Below are 24,503 nucleotides of genomic sequence, written 5' to 3'. Positions count from 1 at the left end.
GCGTAACCTGTGTGCTGAAGGCTGACAGTACCTCTCCACCAGAGATAGCCTTACGTTCTAAGGCTTTACCTTATCACCGAGAGTTTGCCAGATGCCCAGGCTCAATACTTAGTTAAGCTCTAAGCTCTGGTTCACCGGGGCCGAGCGCTCTAGCTGCCACAGACCGAGCGGGTCATCTAAATCCAGCGGCGTCCACCGAAGTGGGGTGCCCAGGCTGGCCTCAGTGCCAAACAGAGAATGCCAGGTGTGATCCCAATATTGCCAGGCCGTGGCAGAAAACGCGCCAAAGCTCTCCGCCTCCCGCAAGGGGTCAGTGGTGGGCGATTCTCCAGGGGAGACGCTTTGCGATTCTCCACCGGAGACGCCTTGCGATCGCCATTGATGCACCAAGACGGCCCAGTTGCCTACCCGGAGAGCCTGCCCCTGCTGATCGGCCCGCTCCAGACGCCACACCTGCACGGGGCCAGGGTGAAGGCGATACCAGTGCTCCACAAAGGGGTGGAGACCGCCCTCGTCATCCTCACAGGTGCCCTGTTCTAAAAAGTCGTCTGGCCCTAGCCATTGATAATCGCTGGTGTCGGGCCACTGGCGGGGGGTAAGGGCAAGGCTATGGTGCCAAGTACAGGTCGGGGGAGCTTCGGACCAGCTAAAGGTGCCGGCAAAGCCGAGCAGGTCGGCGTCGAAGCGCGATCGCCAATCCATCGACCGATACCGCTCTGGCGTGAGCCGTCCCGCAAAGGGAGCGCTACGCACGTCAGCGAAGTAGGTTTCGGCCTGAATCCACAGGACGGATTGGCTGGTTTCGATCGGGCCTTGGTCAAACTGAATGGAGCGGCGTTGCCAGACGCCGAGGAAGGGATTGAGGGGCATGGGGTGGATGAGTAGGCGGGGGAATGGGTAGATGGGTGGGCGGGTGGATGGGTAAAGGTGGCAGTGGGTCGTAGGGTGGGCAGTGCCCACCAGCGTTACCTAGCGCTATACAACCAGGGTTCCGTGTAGGGGCAAACGGTGTTTGCCCGGCATCAACTCATGCTGCTAATCAGACCCACGTTGCTAATCAGCTCCACTAGCAGCGGCAAGGGCGTCCCAGATCAGCTTTTGCTGGTGGATAACACGCGATTCCAGACCATTCACCGGGCCGGGGGTGTAGGCACCGCTGGCGTAGCCCTGCTGCACGCTTTCGGTGAGCACCATGTCTTCTTGCATGAAGGCTTCAAATTCGGCCAGCAGGGTTTCGTTGGGCGGGCAAAATTCTGGGTCGCCATAGAGGTCTAGGGAAACCTGGCAAGACTCAGCGGTGAGCGGCTCGATGTGCAGCCAGGCCAACAGGCCGTTGGGCAGCCCTAGCAGGTGCAGGTTGGGATAGATGCCGTAGGTAAAAAATCCCTCGCGGCTGCGGCCCTGGAGGGACGGCAAGATGGGGTTTTCGGCCTGCCAATCGGCGGTGGTGGGAGTGTAGAGCAGGTTGACGAAGGCTTCGAGCTGGTGCTGGTAGTGGCGAATGGGGCCTTGCACCTGGTTGAGGGTGGTGCGGTGGGCGATCGCCACGTGGTAATCGCACAGGGTGTTGTCGTGGTAGTTCTTCCAGTTGCAGGCGACAGTGTACTGCTTGGCCGCCAGCGGTTGGGTGGCGGGGGTGCGGTGCTGCCCAAGGTGCTCAGGGATGCTGCCCAGAAACTCGACTAGCGGCGGCGCACTGTCGTCAAAGCAGACGAACATAAAGCCCGACCAGGTCTCTAGCCGCAGCGATCGCAGGGCAAACTCCTGCTTCTCAAATGACTCTGAAAACTGATTTTGGGAAGGCACCCCCACCAAATTCCCAGAGAGGTCATAAACCCAGGCGTGGTAGGGGCAGACCAGCTTTTGGCAGGAGTGAATGCCCGCCTGGGGCGACAAAATTGCGGCTCGGTGGGGACAGAGGTTGTAAAAGGCCCGCAGCTCGCCACCATTGTCTCGAACGATCAGCAGGGGAGCCCCCGCCACCGACCTGGCCCACACCATGCCCGGCTCAAGGCGATCGCCGTCGCCCACGTAGAGCCAGGTGCGGCGAAAGATCGCCCGCTGCTCTATCGGGATCCATTGAGGATTGGTGTAGTGATCGGCAGTGAGCAAAAATCGTTCCGGCAGCCCGTGAACATCGGGGGGAACCGGCGATGACCCTTGGGGGTCGGTCATTGACCATTGCAGCGGCAGACTAGAAACCATGGCTAGATACTCCCTATTAGCTCACCAAGGCCGGCGTTGTCTTGCCCCGCAGCAGATCCATGATGCCTTCGCGGTAGTCCTGAAAGGCGCGATCGCGGCGGATCGTGTAGGTGCGATCGCTGGGCAAATCCACAAACACTTCTCGATGAATGGTGCCGGGGTGCGCCGTCAGCACATAGACTCGCTGGGAGAGGAATACTGCCTCATCGACATCGTGGGTAATCATCAAAATGCTGACTCCGGTGCGGTTCCACAGGTCGAGCATGAACTGCTGCATGGTTTCTTTGGTCTGCACATCCAGGGCCCCAAAAGGCTCATCCATCAGCATAATTTTGGGCCGCGAGGCCAAGGTGCGGGCGATCGCCACCCGCTGTTTCATGCCTCCCGAGAGCTGCTTAGGCAGCGATCGCGCAAACTTGGTCAGCCCCACTACGTCTAGATAGTAGGAGGCCATTTCCCGCCGCTCCCGTGGCCCCACGCCCTGGAGCTTGAGGCCAAACTCCACATTTTTCTGCACCGACATCCAGGGGTATAGGGTGTAGCTCTGGAATATCATGCCGCGATCGGATCCTGGACCCGTCACTGCTTGACCATCCACCGTAATCCCCCCCGCCGTGGGCATATCCAGCCCCGCTACCAGCCGCAGCAGCGTAGATTTTCCGGAGCCTGAGGCCCCCACCACGCAAACAAACTCGCCCGTTTCCACATGCATATTGATGTCATCGAGTGCCAGCACCGGCCCCTGGCGGGTGTCGAACTGTTTGCTGAGGTTGTTGATTTCTAAGTGCATGGTGGGGTGGGGAGTAAGGGATAGGGGGTGGATGGGTGAAGGGGGTGCGCCGTAGGGTGGGCACTGCCCACCAGTCCAGATCAGCGCTATAAACCGATGAACTGCCTAATCCACGACCCATTTGCAGGTGACCTTCATCAGGTACCGCAGCGATAGATCCAGGGCAAAGCCGATCACGCCGAGGATCAGCAGGCAGGCAAAGATTTCATCGGTGTTAAAAAACTTTTGGGCCAGCACAATCCGTTTGCCCAGGCCGTTTTCTGCCGCCACCAGTTCCGCCACCACCACCAGGTTCCAAGAGGTGGCAATGTTGATGCGAAAGGTGTCGATAATGTTGGGCACCACGTAGGGCGTAATCACCTGAAACAACGCCTGTCGCCGCTGCCCGCCCAGGGTGTAGGTGGTTTCGAGCAGAGCCTTGGGCACAAACTTCACCGCATCCATAATCATCAAAATGTTGAAGAACACCGTGCCGATGAAAATCAGGGCGATTTTAGGTGCTTCGCCCAGGCCCAGATAGATCACCAGCAGGGGAATGAAGGCCGGGGCAGGCATGTAGCGCACCACGCCGACGATCGGTTCGAGCAGCGATCGCACGCTGGCAAAGGCCCCCATCGCAATGCCAATGGGAATCGACACCAGCGCCGCCAGCAAAAAGCCCACTGTTACCCGCATGATGCTGGCGGCGGTGTCTCCCAGCAAAAAGCCATCCGTCCAGAGCCGTCCCAGCGCCTGAGCCACCTGAAATGGTGAGGGCAAAAACTTGTCATTTACCAGATCCAGGCTGGCCACCACCCACCAGAGAGCAAAGGGCACCGCAATGGAGAGCACCATCAGCGCCGTGCTCATGGATTTAGGAATGTCTTCGGCCAGTCGCCAAAAGACACTGGGCTTCATGCCTTGGGAAGCGGTGGGCGCGGTGGAAAAGGAAGGGGAAGCGGGAGTCACAGAGGTTAGCCCAAACGTACAACAAACCTGAAAAGCATTAGCCCCATCATCCACAGAACGGTGATTGGGGCTTGCATCAACGGCTACTTCTTGGCGGTGTAGGCCTTAACAAATTGGTCATCGAGAATGGCCTCTAGGTCGGGGGCTTCGGGGATAAACTTAAGCTCCACCATGAAGTCAGCCATGACTTGGGAGGCGTAGGGCATGTACTTCATGTCGTCGCCGCCTGCGCTAAAGGCTTCTAAGTTGTCGTCTAGGGTGAAGATTTTGGTGCCCTCGGTGTACTTCTCAAACTCGGTGTCGCTAACGCTGGCTCGCTTCGCCATAATTTCGTTGGCCCGGTCGGGGTTTTCCTCGATAAAGGCCAAAATGTCGAACCAGGTATTTACCAGGGCTTGCACCTGGTCGGGGCGGCTATCAATCAGCTTTTGGGCAACCACCAGTAGGTCGGGAATCGCACCCGGGTATTCTGCCGATGTCACCAGCTCTTTGCTGCCCTCGCGGGAGAGCGCCGTTTCCCAGAAGGGTACCCAGCCGGCAAAGCCATCGACCTGCTCGGCAGCGAAGGCGGTGGCAGCGGACCCAGTCTCTAGATTTTTAATTTCTACAACGTCGCGGGTTAGCCCAGCATCTTCGAGGGCCAAGCTGAGTAAAAAGTCGCCTACTACGCCCTCTTCTAGGGCGACGGTTTTGCCCGCCAGGTCGGCGACGGTGTCGATGCCCTCGGCCCCAATCACCTTGTCGTTACCGGCGGAGTTGTCGTTGACCAGCACCGCCACCATGCCGTTAACGGCATCCCCCGCGAAGGAAATGGTGTCGTTGAGGGTCTGACTGTTGGCATCGAGTTGCCCGGCGGCTAGGGCTTGCAATGACTCTAGGTAGCCGTCAAACCAGATCAGCTCGACGTTGGCCCCGTTTTTCTCGAATAGGCCCTCTTCTTCGGCGATCGCCCAGGGCCACCAACCCGCCCAGCTGCTGTAGCCAAGCTTCACCGGCTCACCGGTTGTAGCAGTCGCGGGGGCATCGGCGGGCGCATCGGCTTGGGGCGTATTTTGGGCACAGCTAACGGTAATCAACAGGCTGCAAAAGAAGGCAAGCAGCGTGGGTAAAAAGGTACGTCGTTGCATAGCTGTGGGTCTTGATCTCAAAAAACTATAAGAAAAGCTGTGGAAAAAGCTGTGGAAAAACTGACGCCGCTGGGAATGGTACGGCGCGATCGCTAGAAAAATTTCAGGTACCGCTTGATTTCCCAGTCGGAAATGTGGGTGTGGTACTCCTCCCATTCCTGGCGGCGAAAGTCGATGTAGGTCTGGTACATCAGCGGCCCCATCACGGTTTGGCTAAGGGAATCGGTCTCAAAAGCGTCGATTGCCTCTTGCAGCGTGCGGGGCAGCATGTCGATCGCCATCGCCTGCAGGTCGGCCAGGGAATAGTTGTACATGTTTTCGGTGTGGGGATCACCGGGGTCGAGCCCCTCGGCAATGCCCTCTAGCCCGGCGGCGAGAATCATCGCAGCCCCCAGGTAGGGGTTGGTGGCGATATCGGCGGCGCGGCACTCAACTCGGCCCCCCGCCAGGGGAATGCGCAGCATGTTGGTGCGGTTGTTGTTGCCGTAGCAGATGTAGACCGGGGCCCAGGTAAAGCCCGACATGCTGCCCTGACGCAGCAGCCGCTTGTAGCTGTTGACCGTCGGGCAGGTGACGGCGCAGATGGCCTTGGCATGGCGCAGCACCCCGGCAATAAACTGGTAGCCCAGCTTAGAGAGCTTGCAGCCGCGCGAATCGTCAGGATCTTCGAACAAGTTTTGCCCAGTTTCAATGTCGGCCAGAGACATGTTGTAGTGAGCCCCGCTGCCGGTGCGATCGCCAAAGGGCTTGGGCATGAAGCTGGCGAAGTAGCCGTGCTTGCGGGCAATTTCTTTGACCATCAGCCGAAAGAAGGTGAGGCGATCGGCCATAGTCAGGGCATCGCTGTAGGCAAAGTCGGTTTCAAACTGGCCATTGGCGTCTTCGTGGTCAAAAGAATAGACATCCCAGCCAAGCTGGTTCATGTACTCCACCAGTTCACTCAGCCAGGGAGTATTGTCGAGCAGGCTGGGCAGGTCGTAGCAGGGCTTGGCTAGGTGGTCGCGATCGCTCACCGGCCCAAAGCTACCGTCTGGGTGCTCTTTGAGCATAAAGAACTCGGTTTCAATGCCCAGGTTAAAGGTAAACCCCATCGCCGCCGCCTTGGCCAGCATTTGCTTGAGAATGGTGCGGCAGCAGGCCTCAAAGGGTTGCCCTTTTAAGTAAAGATCGCTGGCGAACCAGGCCACTTCAGGCTTCCAGGGCAGCACCGTGGCCGAGGCCGGGTCGGGCATGGCTGCCACTTCCTCATCGCTAATCTCCTGGGGTACCCCGTCGAGGGCCGCACCGGTAAACAGCTCTGAACCCGCCATCATTTGGCCTAGGTGAGCCAGGGGCACCATTTTAGCCTTGCCCATGCCGTGGATATCGACATAGCTGGCCAGGGCATATTTGACGCCCTTCGCCTCCAGAGATGTTTTGAGCGCTTCGATTTCAGGCATTAGAGAATGGGCCATAGGTGAGTCGATAAACGAGTCAGTGGGTGAATGCGTGGGCAGGGCGATTTGAGAAAAATGGCATAAAAAATAGCGGCCCGAGAGAATGACGAAGTCATGCTTCGCTATCCTCCCGGGCTTTTATCCCGCCGTGTACCAGATACCTTAGGCCGCTGCTGCATGCAGGGTTGAGGAAATCTGGCGGTTTCTCTCGGACCAGGCGCTTGACCACTGCGGCGGTCAGCCGGAACCCTAGAAACCCTTTTGGGTATTTACTTTGACTATTTAAAGTGGCTAATTAATCGATTAATTTTTGACTAGCGTTGGAGCAAGGTCGATGCCTTAATAGGCTTAGCAATTGCTCAAGCATTAGAAAGTAACCGCTGTTACTAAACCGCCCTTTATTCGGAATTCTTCCCCGCTTGGCGGTGAATTAAACCTACAATTTAGGGCAGTTATAATTTCTAAACCCATGGCCCCAGTTGAGTTTGATCACGCCATTGCCCTTCGCTATCCCCGGCGATCGCTCAAGCGGGCCGAACGCGCCTTTCGGTGCTCTTCTTTTCGATTAGATCTGCTGGGAGATATGCGATCGCAGAGCATCTCCATTCGCCAGGTGTGTGGCCAGAGCGGCATCAAAAGTGGCTATAGCCGCCGCCCTCTTACCGAACTAAAAGCCGAAAACGAAATGATGTGGCTGATCGCCGTGGGCATGCTGCGCCGCGAAGTCGATGGCCAGGGCCTCACTGACAGCTTTCGCCTCACCCCTATGGGTCGCCAAGTATTTGATGCCCTCGCACCCCTCACCCCGGCCCAGTATCACCCAACCCTGGGCGATCATCTTTATAATGCATGGTGCCGATGGGTGCGATCGCCGAGCTGGTGGCACGGTTAGACTTGGCCCCTGTCTTTTGCCCATCGTCCTGATGGGTTGTGTTGTTCCTGAAGAATCTGCATAGGGAGTGGCTAGGTGCCGGGCAACCGTCCCGACTGTCGCCCTACCGTCAAACTCATTCATCTTTGGAGACGCTCCATGAGAGCAATCATGGTAGTGGGAACAGCCTCCCACGTGGGTAAATCATTGATTACCACGGCCCTCTGCCGCATTCTCAGCCGTCGGGGCTGGCGGGTCGCCCCCTTTAAAGGGCAAAACATGGCCCTCAACTCTTACGTCACCGCCAACGGCGGCGAAATGGGCTACGCTCAAGCGGTTCAAGCCTGGGCCGCAGGCGTGCCCCCCCAAGTCGAGATGAACCCCATTCTGCTCAAGCCCCAGGGCGACATGACCTCCCAGGTCATTCTCAAGGGCCGGGCCGTGGGGCGCACCACCGCCATGCAGTACTACGAAAACTTCTTTGACCAGGGCTGGCAGGCCATTCAAGAAAGCCTCACCCGCCTCGGCCAAGACTTTGACTTTTTGGTCTGTGAAGGGGCGGGCAGCCCCGTTGAAGTCAACCTTAAACACCGCGATCTCACCAACATGCGAGTCGCCAAGCACCTCAATGCCCCCACCGTGCTAGTGGCCGATATTGATCGCGGCGGCGTGTTTGCCCACATCATCGGCACCCTAGAGCTGATGGATCCGGAGGAGCGCGCCCTGGTCAAAGGCATTATCATCAACAAATTTCGCGGCCAGCGTGAGGTGCTAGAGCCCGGCCTAGCCTGGCTCAAAGAGCGCACCGGCATCCCCGTCCTCGGCGTAGTGCCCTGGATTGAAAACGCCCTGCCCGCCGAAGACTCGCTCAGCCTGCTCGATCGCACCCCTGGCAGCAAAAAACAGGCCGACCTCACCATCGCCGTCATTCGTCTGCCACGCATTTCTAACTTCACCGACTTTGACCCGCTGGAGGCCGAGCCCAACGTGCGGGTGGTCTACCTCAGCCCCAAAGAAAAGCTCAGCTACCCCGACGCGGTAATCATTCCCGGCACCAAGACCACCATCGCCGATCTGCTAATTTTGCAGCGCACCGGCATGGCCGAAGAGATTCAAAACTACGTGGCCGCTGGGGGCACGGTGATGGGCGTCTGCGGCGGCTTCCAGATGATGGGGCAGTTCTTAGCCGATCCCGAAGGCATTGAAGGCCACGAGGGCCGCTTCCCTGGTCTTGACCTGTTTCCCCTGCGCACGGTGATTACCCAGCAAAAGATCGCCCGCCAGCGCACCGTTAGCTCCCGTTTTCCGCAGGAGGGGCTGCCGGTGTCGGGCTACGAACTGCACCAGGGCCGCACCCAGCTACTACTCTCCGAAGGGAAAGACGAGAAGGGAACCCAGTTTGAGTTCTTATTTGAAGACCGCAGCCTGGGCGTGGTCGATGCCAGCCAATCGCTGTGGGGCACCTACCTGCACGGCATCTTCGACAACGGCCCCTGGCGGCGAGCCTGGCTCAACCGTCTGCGCCAGCAGCGGGGCCTGGGGTCATTGCCTACCGGCATCCCCAACTACCGCGAGCAGCGCGAGGCCATTCTCAATGAGCTAACTGAAGCAGTCAGCGAGCATCTAGATCTGACGCCACTGCTCAGCTAGTCAACCCGCGCCGGGATCCGATGATCTATACCTAGTGCGCTACCCTCAAGTGCCCCACCGCCGAGAGGCCTTGATCTCGGCGATGTTGAGCTGTCGCCTGCGCTGCTTTTGAGCATACATAGCAGCATCGGCCTGGGAGATTAGCTGATTCAACGTTGGGTTGGCACCATCTCCCTGGCTTACCGCTAGGCCCACACTCATTGAGAGGGGATAGGGGAGATTATTTTCTTGGGCAAAGACCTCGGCATTGGCTTTAAGCCGGTTGACCACCTCTTGGCCATCGGCGCAGTCGATCGTTAGCACAACAAACTCATCACCCCCTAGCCGCGCCACAATGTCGCCCTCGCGAAAAATCTTGTGCAGACTAGCGGCGGTGCCCAAAATTAGCCAGTCGCCTGATTTGTGGCCATAGTGGTCGTTTACCTGCTTGAGATAGTCAACATCAATAAAGAAGACTGTTACCGACTGTTGCTGACGATGGGCTTGCAGCAGCTGTGGATTTGCCAGCAGAAAAAAGCCGCGCCGATTATATAAGCCGGTTAAGCCATCGGTGAGTGAGAGCCGCGTTAGCTCAGCTTCGGTGGTGTGGCGCTGCAAGACTTCGGCTCGCAGTTTGGCATTGGTGTGCTCAAGCACTTCGAGCTGCGATCGCGCCGCTGCCTCTAGCCTCTCTTGACCGAGGAGGCGATCGAGCACCGTGGCGGTGGTGTCAGCTAAGACTGCAGCAGCTCAACTTCCTCGGTCAGGGGTTGATGGCGTTCGGCCCAGTACACGCCGATCACGCCCACCGGATTATCCTGGCGCATGGGCACCACGGTCAGGCTTTTCACAAAGGTCGGGGCATAGGCCTCTACCGGAATCCGCGCATCGCTGTACACGTCTTCAATGATGGCGGCCTGTTTGTGGTTAATGGCCCAGCCACAGATGCAGCTACAGAGCGGAAACCGCTGCCCCTTCCACAGTGGAGCAACCGCGTTTTCGTGGGCGTAGAAGCATTGATCCCCCTCTTTAAGCACAAAGGTAGCCCCGTCAGCATGGGTGAGTTCGCGGGCGGCCACCCCCACCAGGGTCATGAGAATATCGAGGCTAGGGGCGAGGCATAAATCTCGAATAATTTCAACTAAGCGCTTTGTGGCCTGTAGATCGTTAGCCATTGGTGTTCTCCACCACAACTCAGTAGGTGGCTCGATGAAGGCGCTTAGTAGGGCTGTAGATAGCGCCTTGACGTGTCGTTTCGCGCTATATTGCCGGTCGGGGTGGCAAGGTAGCCGCTACATAAAACGCCCTTACCTCATTAACCCGGATCTCCAGGGTGAGCTAAATCCGTATAAACACTGCTTCTTCATATACTCTTCAAGTAGGTTTTTCCATTACAGGATCGGGCGGCTGCGGTTGCGGGATTCTGTAGGTAGACCAAGTCCTCCATGTTTGTCAGCAATCCATGACCGCATCCCCGCGCCCGGCCTCCAGCAAAATCTGGCCCTTGGGTATTACAGTTCCTCAACGGGTGATTCCCTACCTATTTTTGCTGCCCGCCCTGGTGGCTCTGGGGATCTCGGTGTTTTGGCCAGCGTTGCGGGCGTTTTATCTGAGCTTTACCACCTTTGGGGTAGACCTGACGGCGGCCCCCACCTGGGTGGGGTGGGCCAACGTGCAGCGGCTGAAAACCGACCCAATCTTCTGGCAAACGGTGCGCAACACCCTGGTCTACTTAGCCGGGGTAGTGCCGATTTTGACCTTTGCACCCCTAGGCCTAGCGATCTTGGTGAATCGGCAGCTGCGGGGCATTCACTGGCTGCGGGTGGCCTACTATTCGCCCGTGGTGGTGTCAATGGTGGTAGCGGGCATTGCCTGGCGCTGGCTCTATGCCGAGACGGGGCTGTTTAACCAGGTGCTCAAATCTTTGGGGCTGACCGAGAACGGTATTCCCTGGTTGACCAGTCCGGCCCTAGCGCTGTTTAGCGTCATGGTGGTGACGGTGTGGAAGGGTCTGGGCTATTACATGGTGATCTATCTAGCGGGGCTCCAGGGCATTCCCCAAGATTTGTACGAGGCGGCGGCGCTGGATGGCTCCGACGGCTGGCGACGCCATTGGGATATTACGCTGCCGCTGATGCGACCCTACCTGGTGTTGGTGAGCGTGATCTCGGCGATCGCCGCCACCAAAGTCTTTGAAGAGGTCTATATCATGACCCAGGGCGGCCCGCGCCACAGCTCTAAAACCGTGGTCTACTACATTTACGAGCAGGCCTTTCAAAAGCTCGAAATCAGTTATGCCTGCACCATCGGGCTGGGGTTGTTTTTGGTCATTCTCGTGCTGTCTGCCCTCCGTCTGGCAGTCAACGACGGCTCAACACCCATGGCCTAAGCAACCTATGCAGAGTCAAGACTAAAAATTATAATTCTCATCGGTGGGTGCAGCGGAGCCTTCGCAAAGCGTCTCTAGAAGAGAAAACCTTACAGCAGCAAGCCTCGTTGGGTTCTGCTATTGCTTAAGCCCAACCTACAACTAGGATTTGCTCAAGCTACTCGCACTGACTGGGCTAGCTCTAGAACGTTGACCTGCACGTCGTGTACTTCAACGTGGGTGGTGCCTTCGGTGTGCAGCGCTAGGTCAACGAGCTGATCAAGCAGATCTAGGGTGTCTATCTGGCCGCTGAGAATAACAGCCGAGCCACGCTGCTTGACGGTGAGCTGCTTAACGGCCTCACGCCCCACTTGACCCTGAAAACTCGTCTTAATGCGTTTGGCCAAGCCGTAGTAGTCATATTCGCCATTTAGCCCGACCCGCTCGGGGGGAATAGCCGATAGGGCCGGGATCGACTGGCTCAAATAATTGGACTTGGCATAACAGACTCCACGAATGGTGTGGCCCGTTGCCACCAGCGATTGCATGATGTTAGCCATCTAAGCCTTACCCCTTTGCCTCTATGACAAAAACCAGCACCTACAGCCGCGAACCCTCCACAGATTAGCCTTGAGACAAGACCCAATCGAAGCTCAGCAGTAGATACACAGCCATTACCGCAAATTCCGCTCTAAACTCGTATCAATCTTGAAGATATCATAAAGTAAGTTTACGAGTTTCTCGAACAGATTAAGTATCTTTTACAACCATTGCTGAGAGTTTTTGAGGTCAAATCTACATATGCAGAGGCTCTGACTCATACAAATTTCACAAAGTGGTTTGACCCCTAAGGATTCAAAAGGTTCCCAAGGGACGAGAGTCAAACTTTGGCGGCTTGGGCAAGCCAGGCGAGGGGGGATTAGTCGGCGGTCGTGAGGAGCGCTACAGCGTAGGCAGCAATTCCTTCCTGGCGACCAACCGGGCCGAGTTTTTCGTTGGTAGTCGCTTTTACCCCCACCTGGTCGGGGGCGAGACCCAGCTGACCCGCTAGGCGCGATCGCATCGCTTCGATGTGGGGCTTGAGCTTGGGCTGCTCGGCCACCACTACCGAGTCGATGTTGCTCACCTGCCAGCCCCGCTCGTGCACCATCGCATTCACCTGCGCCAGCAGCTTGAGGCTGTCAGCCCCCGCCCACTCCGGATCGCCAGGGGGAAAGTACAGGCCGATATCGCCCAAACTCAGCGCCCCCAGCAGCGCATCCATAATCGCGTGGGTCAGCACGTCAGCATCGCTGTGGCCATCGAGCCCCAGGTGGTGGGGAATGGTGACACCGCCCAGAATGAGCGATCGCCCCTCTACTAGCCGATGAATGTCATACCCATTGCCAATCCTGATCCCCATAGTTTCCCCCACCATTAAATGACCTTAGCTTTTGAGATGGTGCATCGCTACGCGGATGCACCCCAAGACTTCTCCCATTCACCCATCCACCCACCTACTCATCCACCCGCCTACTCCCCACACTCTCCCTCCACCCACCGCTCATATAGATCAGGCCGCCGCTGCTTTGTGCGCTCGATCTGCTGCTGCCGTCGCCACTGGGCGATCGCCTCGTGATTGCCCGATCGCAACACCTCCGGCACCTCCCAGCCGCGAAAGCTGGCGGGGCGAGTGTACTGGGGGTAGTCGAGCAACGGGGTCTCAAAGCTCTCAAAGCGCAGGGAGTCAGTTTTACCCACGGTGCCCGGCAGCAGCCGCACCACGCCGTTGATTAACGCCAGGGCCGGAATTTCGCCGCAGGTGAGCACAAAGTCCCCCAGGGAAACCTCGCGGGTGAGCAGATGGTTGACCCGCTCATCGACCCCTTCGTAGTGGCCGCAGATCAACACCAGCTGATCGAGCGTGACCAGGTGGCGAAACAGGTCTTGGGTCATCGCCTCGCCCTGGGGGGTGAGCAAAATCACCTCGCGGCGGGGCAGCACGGGCAGCGATTCCACCGCCGCAAAGATCGGGTCGGGCTTCATCAGCATGCCTACACCACCGCCGTAGGGTTCGTCATCGACCCGGTGGTGCTTATCCGTTGTAAAGTCCCTGGGATTGGTAAGATAAACTTCTGCAATTTGGCGCGCCAGGGCTTTACCAATCAGCCCTGACTCTAGGGGAGATGAAAAAAAGTCTGGAAACAGGCTGACAACATCGATTCTCAGATGGGAAGCCCCAGGGATGCCAGTTGTCATAGCCTAGACTGCTGAGGCCTAACGACCTGATGGGTTGAGTAAATGTCATCCAAGTTCAGAAGTGGAGCCCTACCGGTAGGAAAACTACAGATCTTGAGCTGGACTTGGTATATAACGCTCTCTATCATGCAGTAATTGAGTCTAGGTAGCAATTTTCGTCCCTTTGTTGAGCGGCCCATGTCTCCCGTCAAGCACCATGCGATTCTGGCCATTGGTGGCGCAGAAGATAAAGTTCACGGTAAAGAGATTTTGCACACCTTTTTCGAGCGGTCTGGGGGGACGGCGGCTTGCATTGGTATTATTCCTTGCGCTTCGCGGGATCCGGTAGCGATCTCGGGTCGCTACCAGGAGATTTTTGCCGAAATGGGCGCTGCCGAGACGGTGGTGATGGATATTCGCGAGCGCGCCCAGGGCGAAGACCCCAGCTGGAAAACCATCGTCGAACCCTGCACTGGTGTCTTCATTACCGGCGGCGACCAGGTTCGCCTCTGTGGCCTACTGGCCGACACCCCCTTAATTAACACGGTGCGTCAGCGGGCGCAGCTGGGCGAAATTACCCTCGGCGGCACCAGCGCCGGGGCCGCCGTTATGGGCCACCACATGATCGCCGGGGGTGGCAGCGGCGAGTCGCCCAATCGCTCGCTGGTGGATATGGCGATTGGCTTGGGCTTTGTGCCCGAGGTGATTGTCGATCAGCACTTTCACAACCGCAACCGCATGGCCCGACTGATGAGCGCCATGGCTATGCAGCCCAACCGTCTGGGTTTAGGCATTGACGAAGACACCTGTGCTCTATTCGAGGGCGACGGTAGCTTTCGCGTGATCGGCAAGGGGGTGATTGCCGTGGTTGACCCCGGCGATATGACCCACACCAACGAGCCCGACATTACCGCCTCCGACCCGCTCAGCATCCACGGGCTGCACCTGCACCTGCTGGCCCACGGCGATCGCTTCGACATCAACCACCGCAAAGTCTTGGCTACAGCTAAAAGCTAAGACTCAGGAGATTGATCTAAGCGCCAGAGCCGAATGTAGGGTTGGGTACCGCCAATAGTGATGATTTGGCCATTGGGCTGCACCGTAAAGCGCCAGATATCGGTTTCAAAGCCAGTAATCCGTTGAATCGGGGCTTTTTGCTGCAAATCCCACACCAGGATGGTTTTGTCAGCGTCGGCACTCCAGAGGAGAGGCCCCTCCAGTCGCAGGGTATTGACATAACCCTGATGCCCTTCCAACGCAGCCGTTTTAGCCTTTGTGGCCATATCCCAAAGCAGCACATTTTGATCGGCTGAGGCACTCACTAGGGTTTGATCGTCGTCGGTAATGTCGATCCGATTGATAAAACTGGTGTGCCCCTCCAGGGTGGTAGGCAGGCTGTCCGCCCCCACATTGGGATCTTCTAGACTCGCTAGATCCCAAAGCTGGAGGCTTTTGCCGCCACTGACCAGCATGCTGTTATCGCGAGTAAACAACAAGTCGTTGAGGGTGCCATCGGCCTGGAGGGTGTGGCTGGGGCCACCGTCTGCCATCCCTGGTAGATTGAGGGCACCCGTGCTGCCGGTCAATGGCCATAGTTTAATGGCACCCTCGCTGTCAGCACTGACCAATGTTCGACCATTGCGGCTGACCTCTAGGGCACGAATGGGAGTGCCGTGGGCATTGTCAATTTGTCCTAGGGGACGGCCATCGGGCAATGACCAAAAGCGAATGGTGCGATCATCCCCGGTGCTAATCAAGGTCGTCTGATCAACAGTAGTGGCGATCGCCTGAACAACATTGCTGTGCGCCAAGGTGTGACGCAGCGTATTGTCCTCTAGGTTCCAAATGCGGATTGTGCTATCGGCACTAGCAGAGATCAGCGTTTTGCCGTCTCGCAGTAGTAGCAGATCGTAGATATCATTCTCATGCCCGGTCAGCATTGATACAGGGCTAACCGTCAAATTCTCAAGAGCAGGCGCAGTAACCCGAGGGCCATTGCCTGCCAAGGGCATTGCCCCTCGACTTAGGGCATACCAGCCCAAAGGCACCGCTAGAGCCAATCCTGTAAGACCGGCCAGCAGCCAGGGGCGCTGGTCTAACCAGGGGGGCAAAAAGCTGTGCGAGGGTTTAGGGAGAGTCTGGGCCTCGTGGGGGTTGAGGGTGGTCATCGGCCAGGTTGGGGCAGCGGCGCTGGCCGGGCGAGGCAAACCAGAGACCTGGCGCGATCGCACCTGAGCCAGACGTTCTAAAATCGCCTCGGTATTTTGGGGCCGGTTGGCCGCCGCCGGAGCGATTAGATTGTCAATCAAATCGGCCAGGGGGGCAGAAATCTGCGGCGCTGCCAGCCGCCACGCAAACGCATTGGTGCGCGAGTTGTAGATAGCCGGGTCATTGGGCAGCTTGGCCGTCATTAAATAAATGAGCGTGCGACCCAGGGCATAGAAGTCAGACTGAGGCACTGCCTGGCCCTGCTCCTGCTCGGGGGGCGTATAGCCCGCCGAACTCACCGTCGTAATGCCGCTATCGCCCAGGTTGGCCATGTAGGTCTGGGTCATCTCACGGGCCGCACCAAAGTCGACCAGCACCAGCTGCCCCGACGGGCGCAGCATAACATTTTCGGGCTTGATGTCGCGGTGAAAGTAGTTGTGCTGATGCACCAGATCGAGCACATCGGTTAGCTGAGTCAGCCACAGCATGGCCTGCTTTTCGCTGATCGGATGGTTGCCTTGCTGCACCATCCACTGCTTCAGGTTGGGGCCTTCGATCTTCTCCATCACCAGGCAGTGAGAAGGCTCGCCACCATTGGCTGGGTGATAGAGAAAATAGCCCTCAGACTCTACCCGAGGCACCCCCGGATGGTTGAGCTGGCTCAAGACCTGGGCCTCACGGCGAAACAGCTCTACCACTTTGTCGTTGGTGTTATAGCCCTCTTTGAGCACCTTGAGAATTTTGGGGACGTTGCGCTCGTAGGCCTCATACACACGGCCAAAGCCGCTGTCGCTGCTAATCAAGCGCATCACCCGGTAGCGATCCTGAAGCACCAGGGCCGACCCACAGGCCATGCAGGTAGAACTGCCCCCGTTATCGGGATGGTTGGGCTGACGGCAACTTGGGTTAATACAAAGACTCATAGCCGACGTTAGAATGCATTCCCTGTGTAGCAACAGTGTTCCATGGAATGCAGGCGGTTTATCCAGGCAACGGCCTTTCTTTGCAATTGATCAGCGGCCAACAAGTGAGGATTCACTTACCAATTGCCGCTGGCTCCGCCCCCCGAAGACGAGCCACCCCCCGAAGACGAGCTACTCCCCGAGCTATATGACGAACTTGTGCTGCGTTCAAGGCGCGGCAAAACGATCGTGATCTGATCAGTATGGTTGCAGTGGCGGCAGCAGCGGTCAGTCAGCGCCTCCCCTGATGACTGGTAGGTTGGCTCACGTAGGGTCGTTTCTTTCAAAACTTTTAGGGTTTTATAGTGGCAGCTAGGGCAATCGCTATAGGCAGTAAAACTAGGAAAGTGTCGCTTTATATACTGATGACACTGAGGGCATTCTAAAACGTTGTGAGTCACAGACCCGATCTCCAACTCTAGGCACTGCCCAGCATCAAGGTGAGTTTTGGCAGCTTCTTGGCTTAAAGAGGTCATGCGCACTTGGCAATGCTCACACTTAGGCCGCCAAAAGTCGAAGGCTTTCTTCCCGCCAAGAAGTCCACCTAACCCCAGCACCATCAGCCCGCCACTGAGAACTAACGACTCTGTGCCGGATAGGGGCACAGGTTCTATCGGCGAAGGGGGTGGGCCGGTGAGTTGGCGAATCATCGCCTCAGTGCCAGCGTACAGTCCAGCGCTGTACTCAGAGTTGCGAAAGCGGGGCACCATGTACTCATCAATAACCGTTTGCATAGGAGCCTCGTAGTCGCGGCTGTAGCCCCTACCTAGCTCAATGCGCACGGCGCGATCGCCCTGGGAAAACAGCACCAGTACCCCGTCGTTGCGTTGGGCATCGCCAATGCCCCAGGTGTTGAAAAGATTGGTGGCAAAGCTCTCAATAGCGGCATCCTCAGTTTCGTAAAACCCGATTGAGGGCACTGTCACCACCACGATCTCAATGCCGGCAGTCGTCTTCACCTGCTCCAGCAACGCTCGCAGACGATCGGCATCAGCCGGTAACAGCACCTCACCGTAGTCATTGATCAGGGCGTCTTGGCGCTGGGGATAGCTCGTTCGAGCTTGAGCCAGGAGCGGCTCAGCGGCGGTTTGGGTTAGACCGGGTTGGAGGTTAGCATTGCCTAATGCTGGGTCAGGCGCTAAGAGCACTAGCCCCATCAGAGCACTCATGCCCACTACCAGAATCCATTTTTGCCGCAGTGTTCCACTGATTGTTGCCACTGGTTAACCCCGCCTCCGCCGTGTTAGTTAACTCAAGAATTCCCTTGAACCCGGCGGCGATCGCTCCTGACAGAGGCTAGGCAAAACTCTATTTATAAATGCAGCAGATCGGCGCGCTTTTGCCAGCCCGCTCAACTCAAACAGCTTTGGTGGCAGGCTGGGATAGAGACACACCCGCGGCGGCGAGCGTGACTAGGCCAATGGCACCAATCATGGTCAAACTCAGGGTTTCGCCGAGCCAGAAAAAGCTGATCACGGCGGCGATCGCAGGCTCTAAGCTCATCAGCACGCCAAACACGTTCACCGGCATGCGCCGCAGCGCCGTCATCTCCAGAGAATAGGGCAGAGTCGAGGCCAGCATCGCGACCCCCAACCCCAGCAGCAAAACATTGGGTGACAGCAGCAGCCGGCCCTCCGCCATAATCCCGACGGGCAACAACAACAGTGCACCCACCGCCATCGACAGGGCCAACCCCTCCCCGCCGCGAAAGGCCTGTCCCATGCGGGCCGACAGCACAATGTAGCTGCCCCAGGCTACCCCGGCCAGCAGCGCCATCACCACACCCAAACTGTCAAGCGCCGGGGTGTTGAGGGGCGACAGCAGCACAATGCCCACCGCCGCCAGAGCCACCCAGAGACCGTCGAGCCAGCGGCGCGAGTGCAGCAGCGCCACCGTCAGCGGGCCGGAAAATTCTAGCGCCACCGCCACCCCAATAGGAATCCGGGCGATCGCACAGTAAAACAGCGCATTCATCACCGCTAACGACAGCCCAAAGGTCACCAGCAGCCGGTAGTCAGCTAGTCGGTGCCCGCGCCAACGGGGACGGCACCAAGCCACCAGCACCACCGCCGACAACCCCACCCGCAGCAGCACCATGCCCAAGGGCCCCACCTGACCAAACAGGCTCTTGGCCAAGGTCGAGCCCAGCTGGGTCGAGGCCATAGCGGCCATCACCAGCAGCGGCGCTGGCGGGTTGAAGGCAGGCAACAAGGGCTTGGGTAGCCAAGAATTAGGCAGCACAGGGCAAAGCTCCAGGAGCGAGGTGAGAAAGAGTTCTCCAACTCTAACGCCCCCAACCAACCCAATCTAGCGACGGCATCGATACTCTATTATCACCGGCACAAATATATAGATGTATGGATGGCCGCACCTCTAGCCGTCCTAGCGGTGGTCCTGGTTTTGGCTATGATCCGCTTTAGACTGCGGCCATCACTCCAGCACCCTGCCCCCAGAGGTGTGACGTTTTCCAGGATGTTTTCTATGCCCATTTTTTTAGCCCTTGACCCGACTACCTCGCCCCTGCCCCAGGGCATCTCTGGGATGTACGCCCAAGTGACCCAGTGGGTAGCCAGCCTAGTCAACAGCAGCAGTAGCTCCCTCACTCAGCTAGGTCACAGCATTGCTAGCTTGCCTGCCCAGGTGCAGGTGCCCACAACGCTCGACACCACTGAGGTGTGGCATCTCGCCCTGTACTGGCTGCTGGTGCTGGTCATGGTGGTGGGAGTAATCGGCGCAGTAGTGCCCGCCCTGCCCGGAATCACGCTGATTGTAGGGGCCATGGTGATCTGGGGCCTGGTAGTCGGGTTTGTCGGCCTCAAATGGGCGCTGGGGGTTGCGATCGCCGCTCTCATCCTCAGCTTTGTCATCGACTATTTAGCTGGTGTGCTGGGGGCGCAGCGAGTGGGGGCTAGCAACTGGGGTCAAATTGGCGCCTTTGTAGGCATGTTTTTTGGCCTGTTTGGGCTGCTGCCCCTATTGCCCACGGGCATTCCCCTGCTCGGGCTTTTGGTCGGCACGGTGCTGGGGGCTTTTATCGGCGAATTTCTGCACCGCCGTGAGCTGAAGCTACCGCAGCGGGTTAAGCAGTCGGCCAAGGTAGGCTTGGCCATTGTGGTTGGCACGCTGGTCGGCAATATTTTGCAGGGCATTCTCGCCCTGATTAGCCTGATCGTGTTCTTAGTGACCACGTGGCCAGGAAGCTGGGCCTAGAGTCTAGCTCTTTAGCGGCTTTAGACCAGCCAGCAGCGCCATCTCGCGCCATTTCCAAAGGCAGTCAACATCGTCAAGCCCAAGCTGCCTGAGCCAGCCCAGCTGAGTTTCCACATCGAGCAGTTGGTTTGAGGGATCTTCTGTCTCAGGGGTATAGCCAATCGCTGCTAAAAACTGGTGGTGCAGCCGTTCTGTAGGAGAAGCCACATGTTCTAGGTTGCAAAAGCAGCCTCCAGGCTCCAGGATTTGACATATTTCTGCGTAAAGCGCTGCCTTGCGGGGATGATCGAGGTGGTGAATAGCAAAGCTTGAGACCACTGCGTCAAAAGTGCCGAGGTCGGGTAAAGGCTGAGACAGGTCGTGGTTGACGATGGTGACGCTAGGGTCTGCGTCGAAGCGATCGCGCACCGCTGCCAGCATGGTCTGCGAAAAATCCAGTGCTACGCAGCTGGCATTAGGACGATCGATTCTTAACAGTTTCAGGAGCCGCCCATCCCCTGTACCTAGGTCGAGAATACGGCGAGCAGTCTTGGGCACCAGATTCAGCAGTACAGCCTCCCCTTCGGTGCGGTGCGGAATCGTATCGGCCCGGGCCAGGTAGTCTAGGGTATGGCTGGCGAGGTCCATTGATTGCCGGTCGGAGATAGAGTCATGGGGTTTGCGGATATAAAGGCGGTTGGCATTGCTTGGCGTGCAGCGCAGAGATTTTCTCAGCCAAGGCAAATCTAGGTTCGTCAAACCTCCAGCGTCATGGGTGGTCACAGAGAGCGTGACGTGGTTGTAGATCTCCCGATCAGGGTAGTGCTCCAATCGATCAGGGGGTCTACGAGGTGCTCCACAAAGGCGACGGCGGCAGCAAAGTCAGCTAATTGTAGGCCGTCATCAGCCCCTCTCCCTCCTGCACCCACTCAGAAGGCACGCCCCTTATAGCAGGCAGTACATTACCACCCCCCAGGGTAAGACTCAAACTCAGTGCGCCCAGCTTTATACCCGAGCTACGTCGCCGAGGAATGCTGCCCTCCCGTAACGCAGGCTTCACCCTCAAAACCCTGGCCACAACTTTGGCATAGGTCTAGATGTAGAGCGTTTACCACCAGATTAACTTATCGATAGCACAGAAATGTCAAATCTATTGGCGATCGCTGGTTTAATTAAGCGATTGCCAACAGCTTGATCGCACCATTTAGACAGTCGCTCTAGAGATCCAAAAAGCGACAAATTAGAGAAATCTCACCTAACGTTTAAGTACCAAGACACAAATTTTTGTTTCGGCCAGATGACGGAAGTACAAAATTATCTCTGTGATCCTACGGAGACTTACCGCCAATTGGCAGATTCAACTCAGAAAACCCGTTAGTTTTTTCGGATTTCTCGGTTGCGATTAAACTTACAGTGCGCTCAAAGCCTGAATTTTTACGCAGATTTACGGATTGCTTTACTTTCCAAAAAAACCTGCTTTTTTCAAGGCTTTTTTTGGGGGTGAAACCCCTCTTAGAAGATTTTTGCCTCTTAGCTAAACTTAACCTATTGAAGCGTGAGCACTCGGTTTGAGACGTGGTTTTTTCACAGTTCTCGATTAGCTGGGTCACAGAAAATCTCACCTGAAGTAAATGGCTAAAGTTTTTGTGTTCCCCTTTTATTTATTAGTAGTTAGTCAAATTTAGAGAACGCCAGATCAGGGTGCGAGGAAAATGTCAAGGGATGCGCTTGTTGTCGGAATCAATACTTACCAGCACCTGCCGGTTTTGCAGGCCCCAGCCCACGATGCTGAGTCGGTAGCCCGCTGCCTAGAGAGCTTTGGTGAATGCCGTGTAGTCAGGTTGCCAGAGGCTATCACCCATCAAAAACCAGAGATTAGTCAGCGAGGCGGTGTTACCACAGCGCTGCTCGAAGAAGCTCTCATTAAATTATTTAAGCCAGCCGGCAAAACCATTCCTCAAACCGCCATTTTTTATTATTCTGGCCACGGTTTACAGCGCCAGGCAGGCATTCAAGAAGGCTATTTGGCAACTAGCGACGCAAACCCAGCCGCCGGGCATTATGGGCTATCACTACACTGGCTGCGGCGACTGCTGCAAGAAAGCCCGGTGCGTCAGCGCGTTATTCTGCTCGACTGCTGCAACAGCGGCGAGTTCTTTAACATGCTAGAGGCCGATCCCGGTGCCCGAGCGGGCACCGATCGCCTCTTTATGGCCGCAGCCCGAGAGTACGAAGCCGCTTACGAATCTCTCAACAGCAACCACAGCGTCTTCACCCAAGCGCTACTGTCGGGTCTTAATCCCTACAAAATAAAGGGTGGCATTGTTAACGGCCACTCCCTTACGGATGCGGTCAACCGGGATCTCAAGGGCGAGCTTCAGCAGCCTCTGTTTGAAAGCTCTGGCAGCGAAATTGTGCTCACTCGCATGTCAGGCATGACTTCCCAGGCCGCAGATACAGCGCCCCCGCTGCTGGAGAGACTGCAAAAGCTGCGCTATGGATTTTGCCCCTTTCCGGGAATTGCCCCCTTCGAGGCTGCCCATAGCGAATTCTTTTTTGGCCGTGACGAGATCACTCAAACCCTAGTCGATCAAGTGCAGTCATCGCGGCTGTGTGTGGTCACGGGGGCATCAGGCATTGGCAAGACCTCGCTATTGCGAGCCGGACTGCTGCCCCGTCTAGCCAAAAGCGAAGGCTCCACCGCCTGGACGCTGCGCTACTTGGCTCTGGGGTCTTCACCCCTGGCCAGCCTGGCAGAAGCCTTTGTTGACCCCGGTGCTACTGGCCTGCATCGGGCCGAACAGCTGCGCCGGGCTGAATCGTTTTTGCAGCAGGGATCTGAGGGATTTTGCCAGCTAATCCAAGCCCTGTTAGGAAAACAAGGCACCGAAGTTCGCCTGGTACTCGTTATCGATCAGATAGAAGCGCTGCTGACGCCTGCAATGCCCGATCGCGATCGCCGCCTGGTGATCGATTGCTTGACAGCAGCCGTGCAAAACGCCCATATCCCGGTTCACTTAGTGCTGGGTCTACAGGCCCACCACCTTGAGAGCCTCAACAATTTTCCAGAGTTTCAGGCTTTGGTGACGGCCCACAGCCTGGTCGTACCTGCCATGACCTACAACCAGCTCAAGGCTACCATTATCGGCCCCCTCGACAAGGTGGGGCTGCGCTACGATGCCAACCTGGTCTACACGCTGCTGCTCGATATTGTCAGTGCCCCCGCCGACGTAGCGCTGCTTCAGCTGATTTTAAAAGAACTGTGGCTACGGCGAGAAAGCACGCCTACCCTCTCCAATCCGCCGCATCTGACGTTAGCGGCCTACGCCAAGATGGGGGGCGTTCGTCACTTACTTAACCAGCGGGCTAACGAGCTGTACGAGGGCCTGACGGTTCCGGAGCAAGCCATTGCCCAGCGCATATTGCTGAGTCTCTGCGACCTGGGCGATGGTGCCATGGTGACTCGCCGCTCAGTGTCTTTGGCTGAGCTAGTGACCGAGACTATGCCCAAGCCAGCCGTGGTCGCTGTGTTAGACAAATTCATGGCCGCCCGGCTGGTGGTGGCCCACACCCAACTCCAGCTCCCCCAGTGTGACATCACGGCCTTTTCGGTGCCCGGATGGGCACCGTCGGATCCTGACGGTGGCTTGTCTACTATTACGGGCGAGCTGTTGAAGGCTAAACCAGCCGCTACCGCCAGCGTTCCCTACTTTGACATTGCCCATGAGGCGTTGATCCGCAACTGGCCGCTCCTGCAAGAGTGCTTGCAAACACAGGGACCACGGGTCAAGCAGCAGCGGGCCGTTGAGGGTGCCGCCCAGGAATGGCAACAGCAGGAGCAGCCCAACCATCCCGACTATTTTCTGACCAAAACCCGCCTCAACGAGGCCAAAGCTTTTCGGCAGGCTTACCCTGACCAGCTCTCAGTGCTGGCCAATCGTTATTTGGAGGCCTGCGATCGCTACACCAAGCGCTGCGGCCGTCAGCGCCACTTGGTTCGACTACTGATTCCGCTGAGCATGGCCACCGGCATGCTCACGGCCTATGGCCACAGCTATCTCAGCCAGCCGGCGACTGGGTTTAGCCTGGCGAAAGAGCCTGGGGTCAGCACGATTACCCCTTCCTTTAACCTGGCTGACCCACCAACTCCCGGCACAAACATTGCCACCCACCTGGGCTCGCCCCAGACAGGCGTGGTGCGCACCAACATACTGCCGCTAAACTCGCCACTCCCCAGCTCAGCACCTCAAACACATCAAGTAGCTGCACCGCAGCTTCAGACAGCCCTGGCCAACACGGATCAAGCATTGAAACCGCTCATCCACCAGACCAGTGCCTTAAAAGCCGCTCCGACCACCGTTACGACCCCGACCCCAGCCGCTTCTAGCAAAAGCGGTAGTTTACCCCCAGCCAACCAGGTCGTTGAGCTTGAGGCCTGGTGGGTTTCGCCCGACAATCCCTCGGTGATGATTCAAATCTGGTGCACGCGCACCCAGGCAGAACCGGTGTGTTTTACCTCCACCGCCGCCCACAGCCAACCCTAGCCCCAATGA

At 57.4% G+C, this 24,503-nt stretch carries 22 protein-coding genes and 1 riboswitch; of the genes, 6 read left to right on the top strand and 16 right to left on the bottom strand.

What is annotated here, in order from left to right:
- Positions 1-108: 108 nt before the first annotated feature.
- The 6 genes from H6F57_RS21835 to glnT all read right to left on the bottom strand — a co-directional run bounded on the left by H6F57_RS21835 (position 109) and on the right by glnT (position 6,524).
- Positions 109-870: a hypothetical protein gene (locus tag H6F57_RS21835; protein ID WP_190625957.1), complete on the bottom strand. Its 762-nt coding sequence runs from the start codon at positions 868-870 to the stop codon at positions 109-111.
- A gap of 183 nt (positions 871-1,053) precedes the next feature.
- Positions 1,054-2,205: an aromatic ring-hydroxylating dioxygenase subunit alpha gene (locus H6F57_RS21830; protein ID WP_199289613.1), complete on the bottom strand. Its 1,152-nt coding sequence runs from the start codon at positions 2,203-2,205 to the stop codon at positions 1,054-1,056.
- A gap of 16 nt (positions 2,206-2,221) precedes the next feature.
- Positions 2,222-2,995 (bottom strand): ABC transporter ATP-binding protein, encoded by a 774-nt coding sequence (locus H6F57_RS21825; protein ID WP_190625958.1) that lies wholly within the window; start codon positions 2,993-2,995, stop codon positions 2,222-2,224.
- 105 nt (positions 2,996-3,100) lie between these two features.
- Positions 3,101-3,892 carry an ABC transporter permease gene (locus H6F57_RS21820; protein ID WP_190626060.1) on the bottom strand — a complete coding sequence of 264 codons (792 nt, stop codon included), beginning with the start codon at positions 3,890-3,892 and terminating at the stop codon, positions 3,101-3,103.
- A gap of 134 nt (positions 3,893-4,026) precedes the next feature.
- Complete coding sequence (locus tag H6F57_RS21815; RefSeq protein ID WP_190625959.1) at positions 4,027-5,070, bottom strand: ABC transporter substrate-binding protein; 1,044 nt, start codon at positions 5,068-5,070, stop codon at positions 4,027-4,029.
- Between the two features lie 92 nt (positions 5,071-5,162).
- Positions 5,163-6,524: a type III glutamate--ammonia ligase gene (glnT, locus tag H6F57_RS21810; protein ID WP_190625960.1), complete on the bottom strand. Its 1,362-nt coding sequence runs from the start codon at positions 6,522-6,524 to the stop codon at positions 5,163-5,165.
- A 107-nt stretch (positions 6,525-6,631) separates the two neighbouring features.
- Positions 6,632-6,770, bottom strand: a riboswitch (guanidine-I (ykkC/yxkD leader).
- Between the two features lie 205 nt (positions 6,771-6,975).
- Here glnT and H6F57_RS21805 point away from each other — a divergent pair.
- Together H6F57_RS21805 and cobQ are read left to right on the top strand one after the other, a co-directional pair.
- Entirely contained in the window at positions 6,976-7,398 is a 423-nt protein-coding gene (locus H6F57_RS21805; RefSeq protein WP_190625961.1) for an Npun_F0494 family protein, read from the top strand.
- 138 nt (positions 7,399-7,536) lie between these two features.
- Positions 7,537-9,027 carry a cobyric acid synthase CobQ gene (cobQ, locus tag H6F57_RS21800; RefSeq protein WP_190625962.1) on the top strand — a complete coding sequence of 497 codons (1,491 nt, stop codon included), beginning with the start codon at positions 7,537-7,539 and terminating at the stop codon, positions 9,025-9,027.
- 45 nt (positions 9,028-9,072) lie between these two features.
- Here the strand turns inward: cobQ and H6F57_RS21795 are convergent, their stop codons facing one another.
- The gene (locus H6F57_RS21795; RefSeq protein WP_190625963.1) at positions 9,073-9,723 is read right to left on the bottom strand and encodes a GGDEF domain-containing protein; all 651 of its coding nucleotides are present in this window, start codon (positions 9,721-9,723) and stop codon (positions 9,073-9,075) included.
- Positions 9,724-9,740: 17 nt separating this feature from the next.
- On the bottom strand, positions 9,741-10,181 hold the full coding sequence (locus H6F57_RS21790) for a GAF domain-containing protein (protein WP_190625964.1): 441 nt from the start codon (positions 10,179-10,181) through the stop codon (positions 9,741-9,743).
- Between the two features lie 287 nt (positions 10,182-10,468).
- Here H6F57_RS21790 and H6F57_RS21785 point away from each other — a divergent pair, with 287 nt between their 5' ends.
- Positions 10,469-11,395: a sugar ABC transporter permease gene (locus tag H6F57_RS21785; protein ID WP_190625965.1), complete on the top strand. Its 927-nt coding sequence runs from the start codon at positions 10,469-10,471 to the stop codon at positions 11,393-11,395.
- A gap of 152 nt (positions 11,396-11,547) precedes the next feature.
- On the opposite strand, the gene H6F57_RS21780 is transcribed toward H6F57_RS21785, so the two are convergent.
- From H6F57_RS21780 to trmD, 3 genes are all read right to left on the bottom strand, one after another.
- Positions 11,548-11,934, bottom strand: coding sequence for a phospholipid-binding protein (locus H6F57_RS21780; protein WP_190625966.1), 387 nt, complete (start codon positions 11,932-11,934; stop codon positions 11,548-11,550).
- A 359-nt stretch (positions 11,935-12,293) separates the two neighbouring features.
- Positions 12,294-12,776, bottom strand: a complete 483-nt coding sequence (gene ispF, locus H6F57_RS21775; RefSeq protein ID WP_190625967.1) for a 2-C-methyl-D-erythritol 2,4-cyclodiphosphate synthase — start codon at positions 12,774-12,776, stop codon at positions 12,294-12,296.
- A 110-nt stretch (positions 12,777-12,886) separates the two neighbouring features.
- Entirely contained in the window at positions 12,887-13,612 is a 726-nt protein-coding gene (trmD, locus tag H6F57_RS21770; RefSeq protein WP_190625968.1) for a tRNA (guanosine(37)-N1)-methyltransferase TrmD, read from the bottom strand.
- Positions 13,613-13,789: 177 nt separating this feature from the next.
- Between trmD and H6F57_RS21765 the strand changes: the two genes are divergently transcribed.
- Positions 13,790-14,608 (top strand): cyanophycinase, encoded by an 819-nt coding sequence (locus H6F57_RS21765; protein ID WP_190625969.1) that lies wholly within the window; start codon positions 13,790-13,792, stop codon positions 14,606-14,608.
- On the opposite strand, the gene H6F57_RS21760 is transcribed toward H6F57_RS21765, so the two are convergent.
- The 3 genes from H6F57_RS21760 to H6F57_RS21750 all read right to left on the bottom strand — a co-directional run bounded on the left by H6F57_RS21760 (position 14,605) and on the right by H6F57_RS21750 (position 19,002).
- Entirely contained in the window at positions 14,605-16,722 is a 2,118-nt protein-coding gene (locus H6F57_RS21760) for a serine/threonine-protein kinase (protein ID WP_190625970.1), read from the bottom strand. The two genes, H6F57_RS21765 and H6F57_RS21760, sit on opposite strands and share 4 nt — an antisense overlap.
- A 116-nt stretch (positions 16,723-16,838) precedes the next feature.
- The gene (locus H6F57_RS21755; RefSeq protein ID WP_190625971.1) at positions 16,839-17,981 is read right to left on the bottom strand and encodes a TPM domain-containing protein; all 1,143 of its coding nucleotides are present in this window, start codon (positions 17,979-17,981) and stop codon (positions 16,839-16,841) included.
- A 136-nt stretch (positions 17,982-18,117) separates the two neighbouring features.
- Positions 18,118-19,002 (bottom strand): EamA family transporter, encoded by an 885-nt coding sequence (locus H6F57_RS21750; protein WP_190625972.1) that lies wholly within the window; start codon positions 19,000-19,002, stop codon positions 18,118-18,120.
- Positions 19,003-19,473: 471 nt separating this feature from the next.
- On the opposite strand from H6F57_RS21750, the gene H6F57_RS21745 reads away from it, so the two are divergent.
- The gene (locus H6F57_RS21745) at positions 19,474-19,971 is read left to right on the top strand and encodes a DUF456 family protein (RefSeq protein WP_190626061.1); all 498 of its coding nucleotides are present in this window, start codon (positions 19,474-19,476) and stop codon (positions 19,969-19,971) included.
- 3 nt (positions 19,972-19,974) lie between these two features.
- On the opposite strand, the gene H6F57_RS21740 is transcribed toward H6F57_RS21745, so the two are convergent.
- The gene (locus tag H6F57_RS21740) at positions 19,975-20,598 is read right to left on the bottom strand and encodes a class I SAM-dependent methyltransferase (RefSeq protein WP_190625973.1); all 624 of its coding nucleotides are present in this window, start codon (positions 20,596-20,598) and stop codon (positions 19,975-19,977) included.
- Between the two features lie 680 nt (positions 20,599-21,278).
- A complete protein-coding gene (locus H6F57_RS21735; protein ID WP_190625974.1) occupies positions 21,279-21,560 on the bottom strand; it encodes a hypothetical protein in 282 nt (93 codons plus the stop codon).
- A gap of 102 nt (positions 21,561-21,662) precedes the next feature.
- Between H6F57_RS21735 and H6F57_RS21730 the strand changes: the two genes are divergently transcribed.
- The gene (locus tag H6F57_RS21730; protein ID WP_190625975.1) at positions 21,663-24,494 is read left to right on the top strand and encodes a caspase family protein; all 2,832 of its coding nucleotides are present in this window, start codon (positions 21,663-21,665) and stop codon (positions 24,492-24,494) included.
- Positions 24,495-24,503: the final 9 nt, after the last annotated feature.

The sequence above is a fragment of the Leptolyngbya sp. FACHB-60 genome (genome assembly GCF_014695775.1).
GTDB lineage: Bacteria > Cyanobacteriota > Cyanobacteriia > Phormidesmidales > Phormidesmidaceae > Nodosilinea.
Note: the sequence above shows the minus strand (reverse complement) of the source record. Positions and strands in the feature narration are given on the sequence as shown.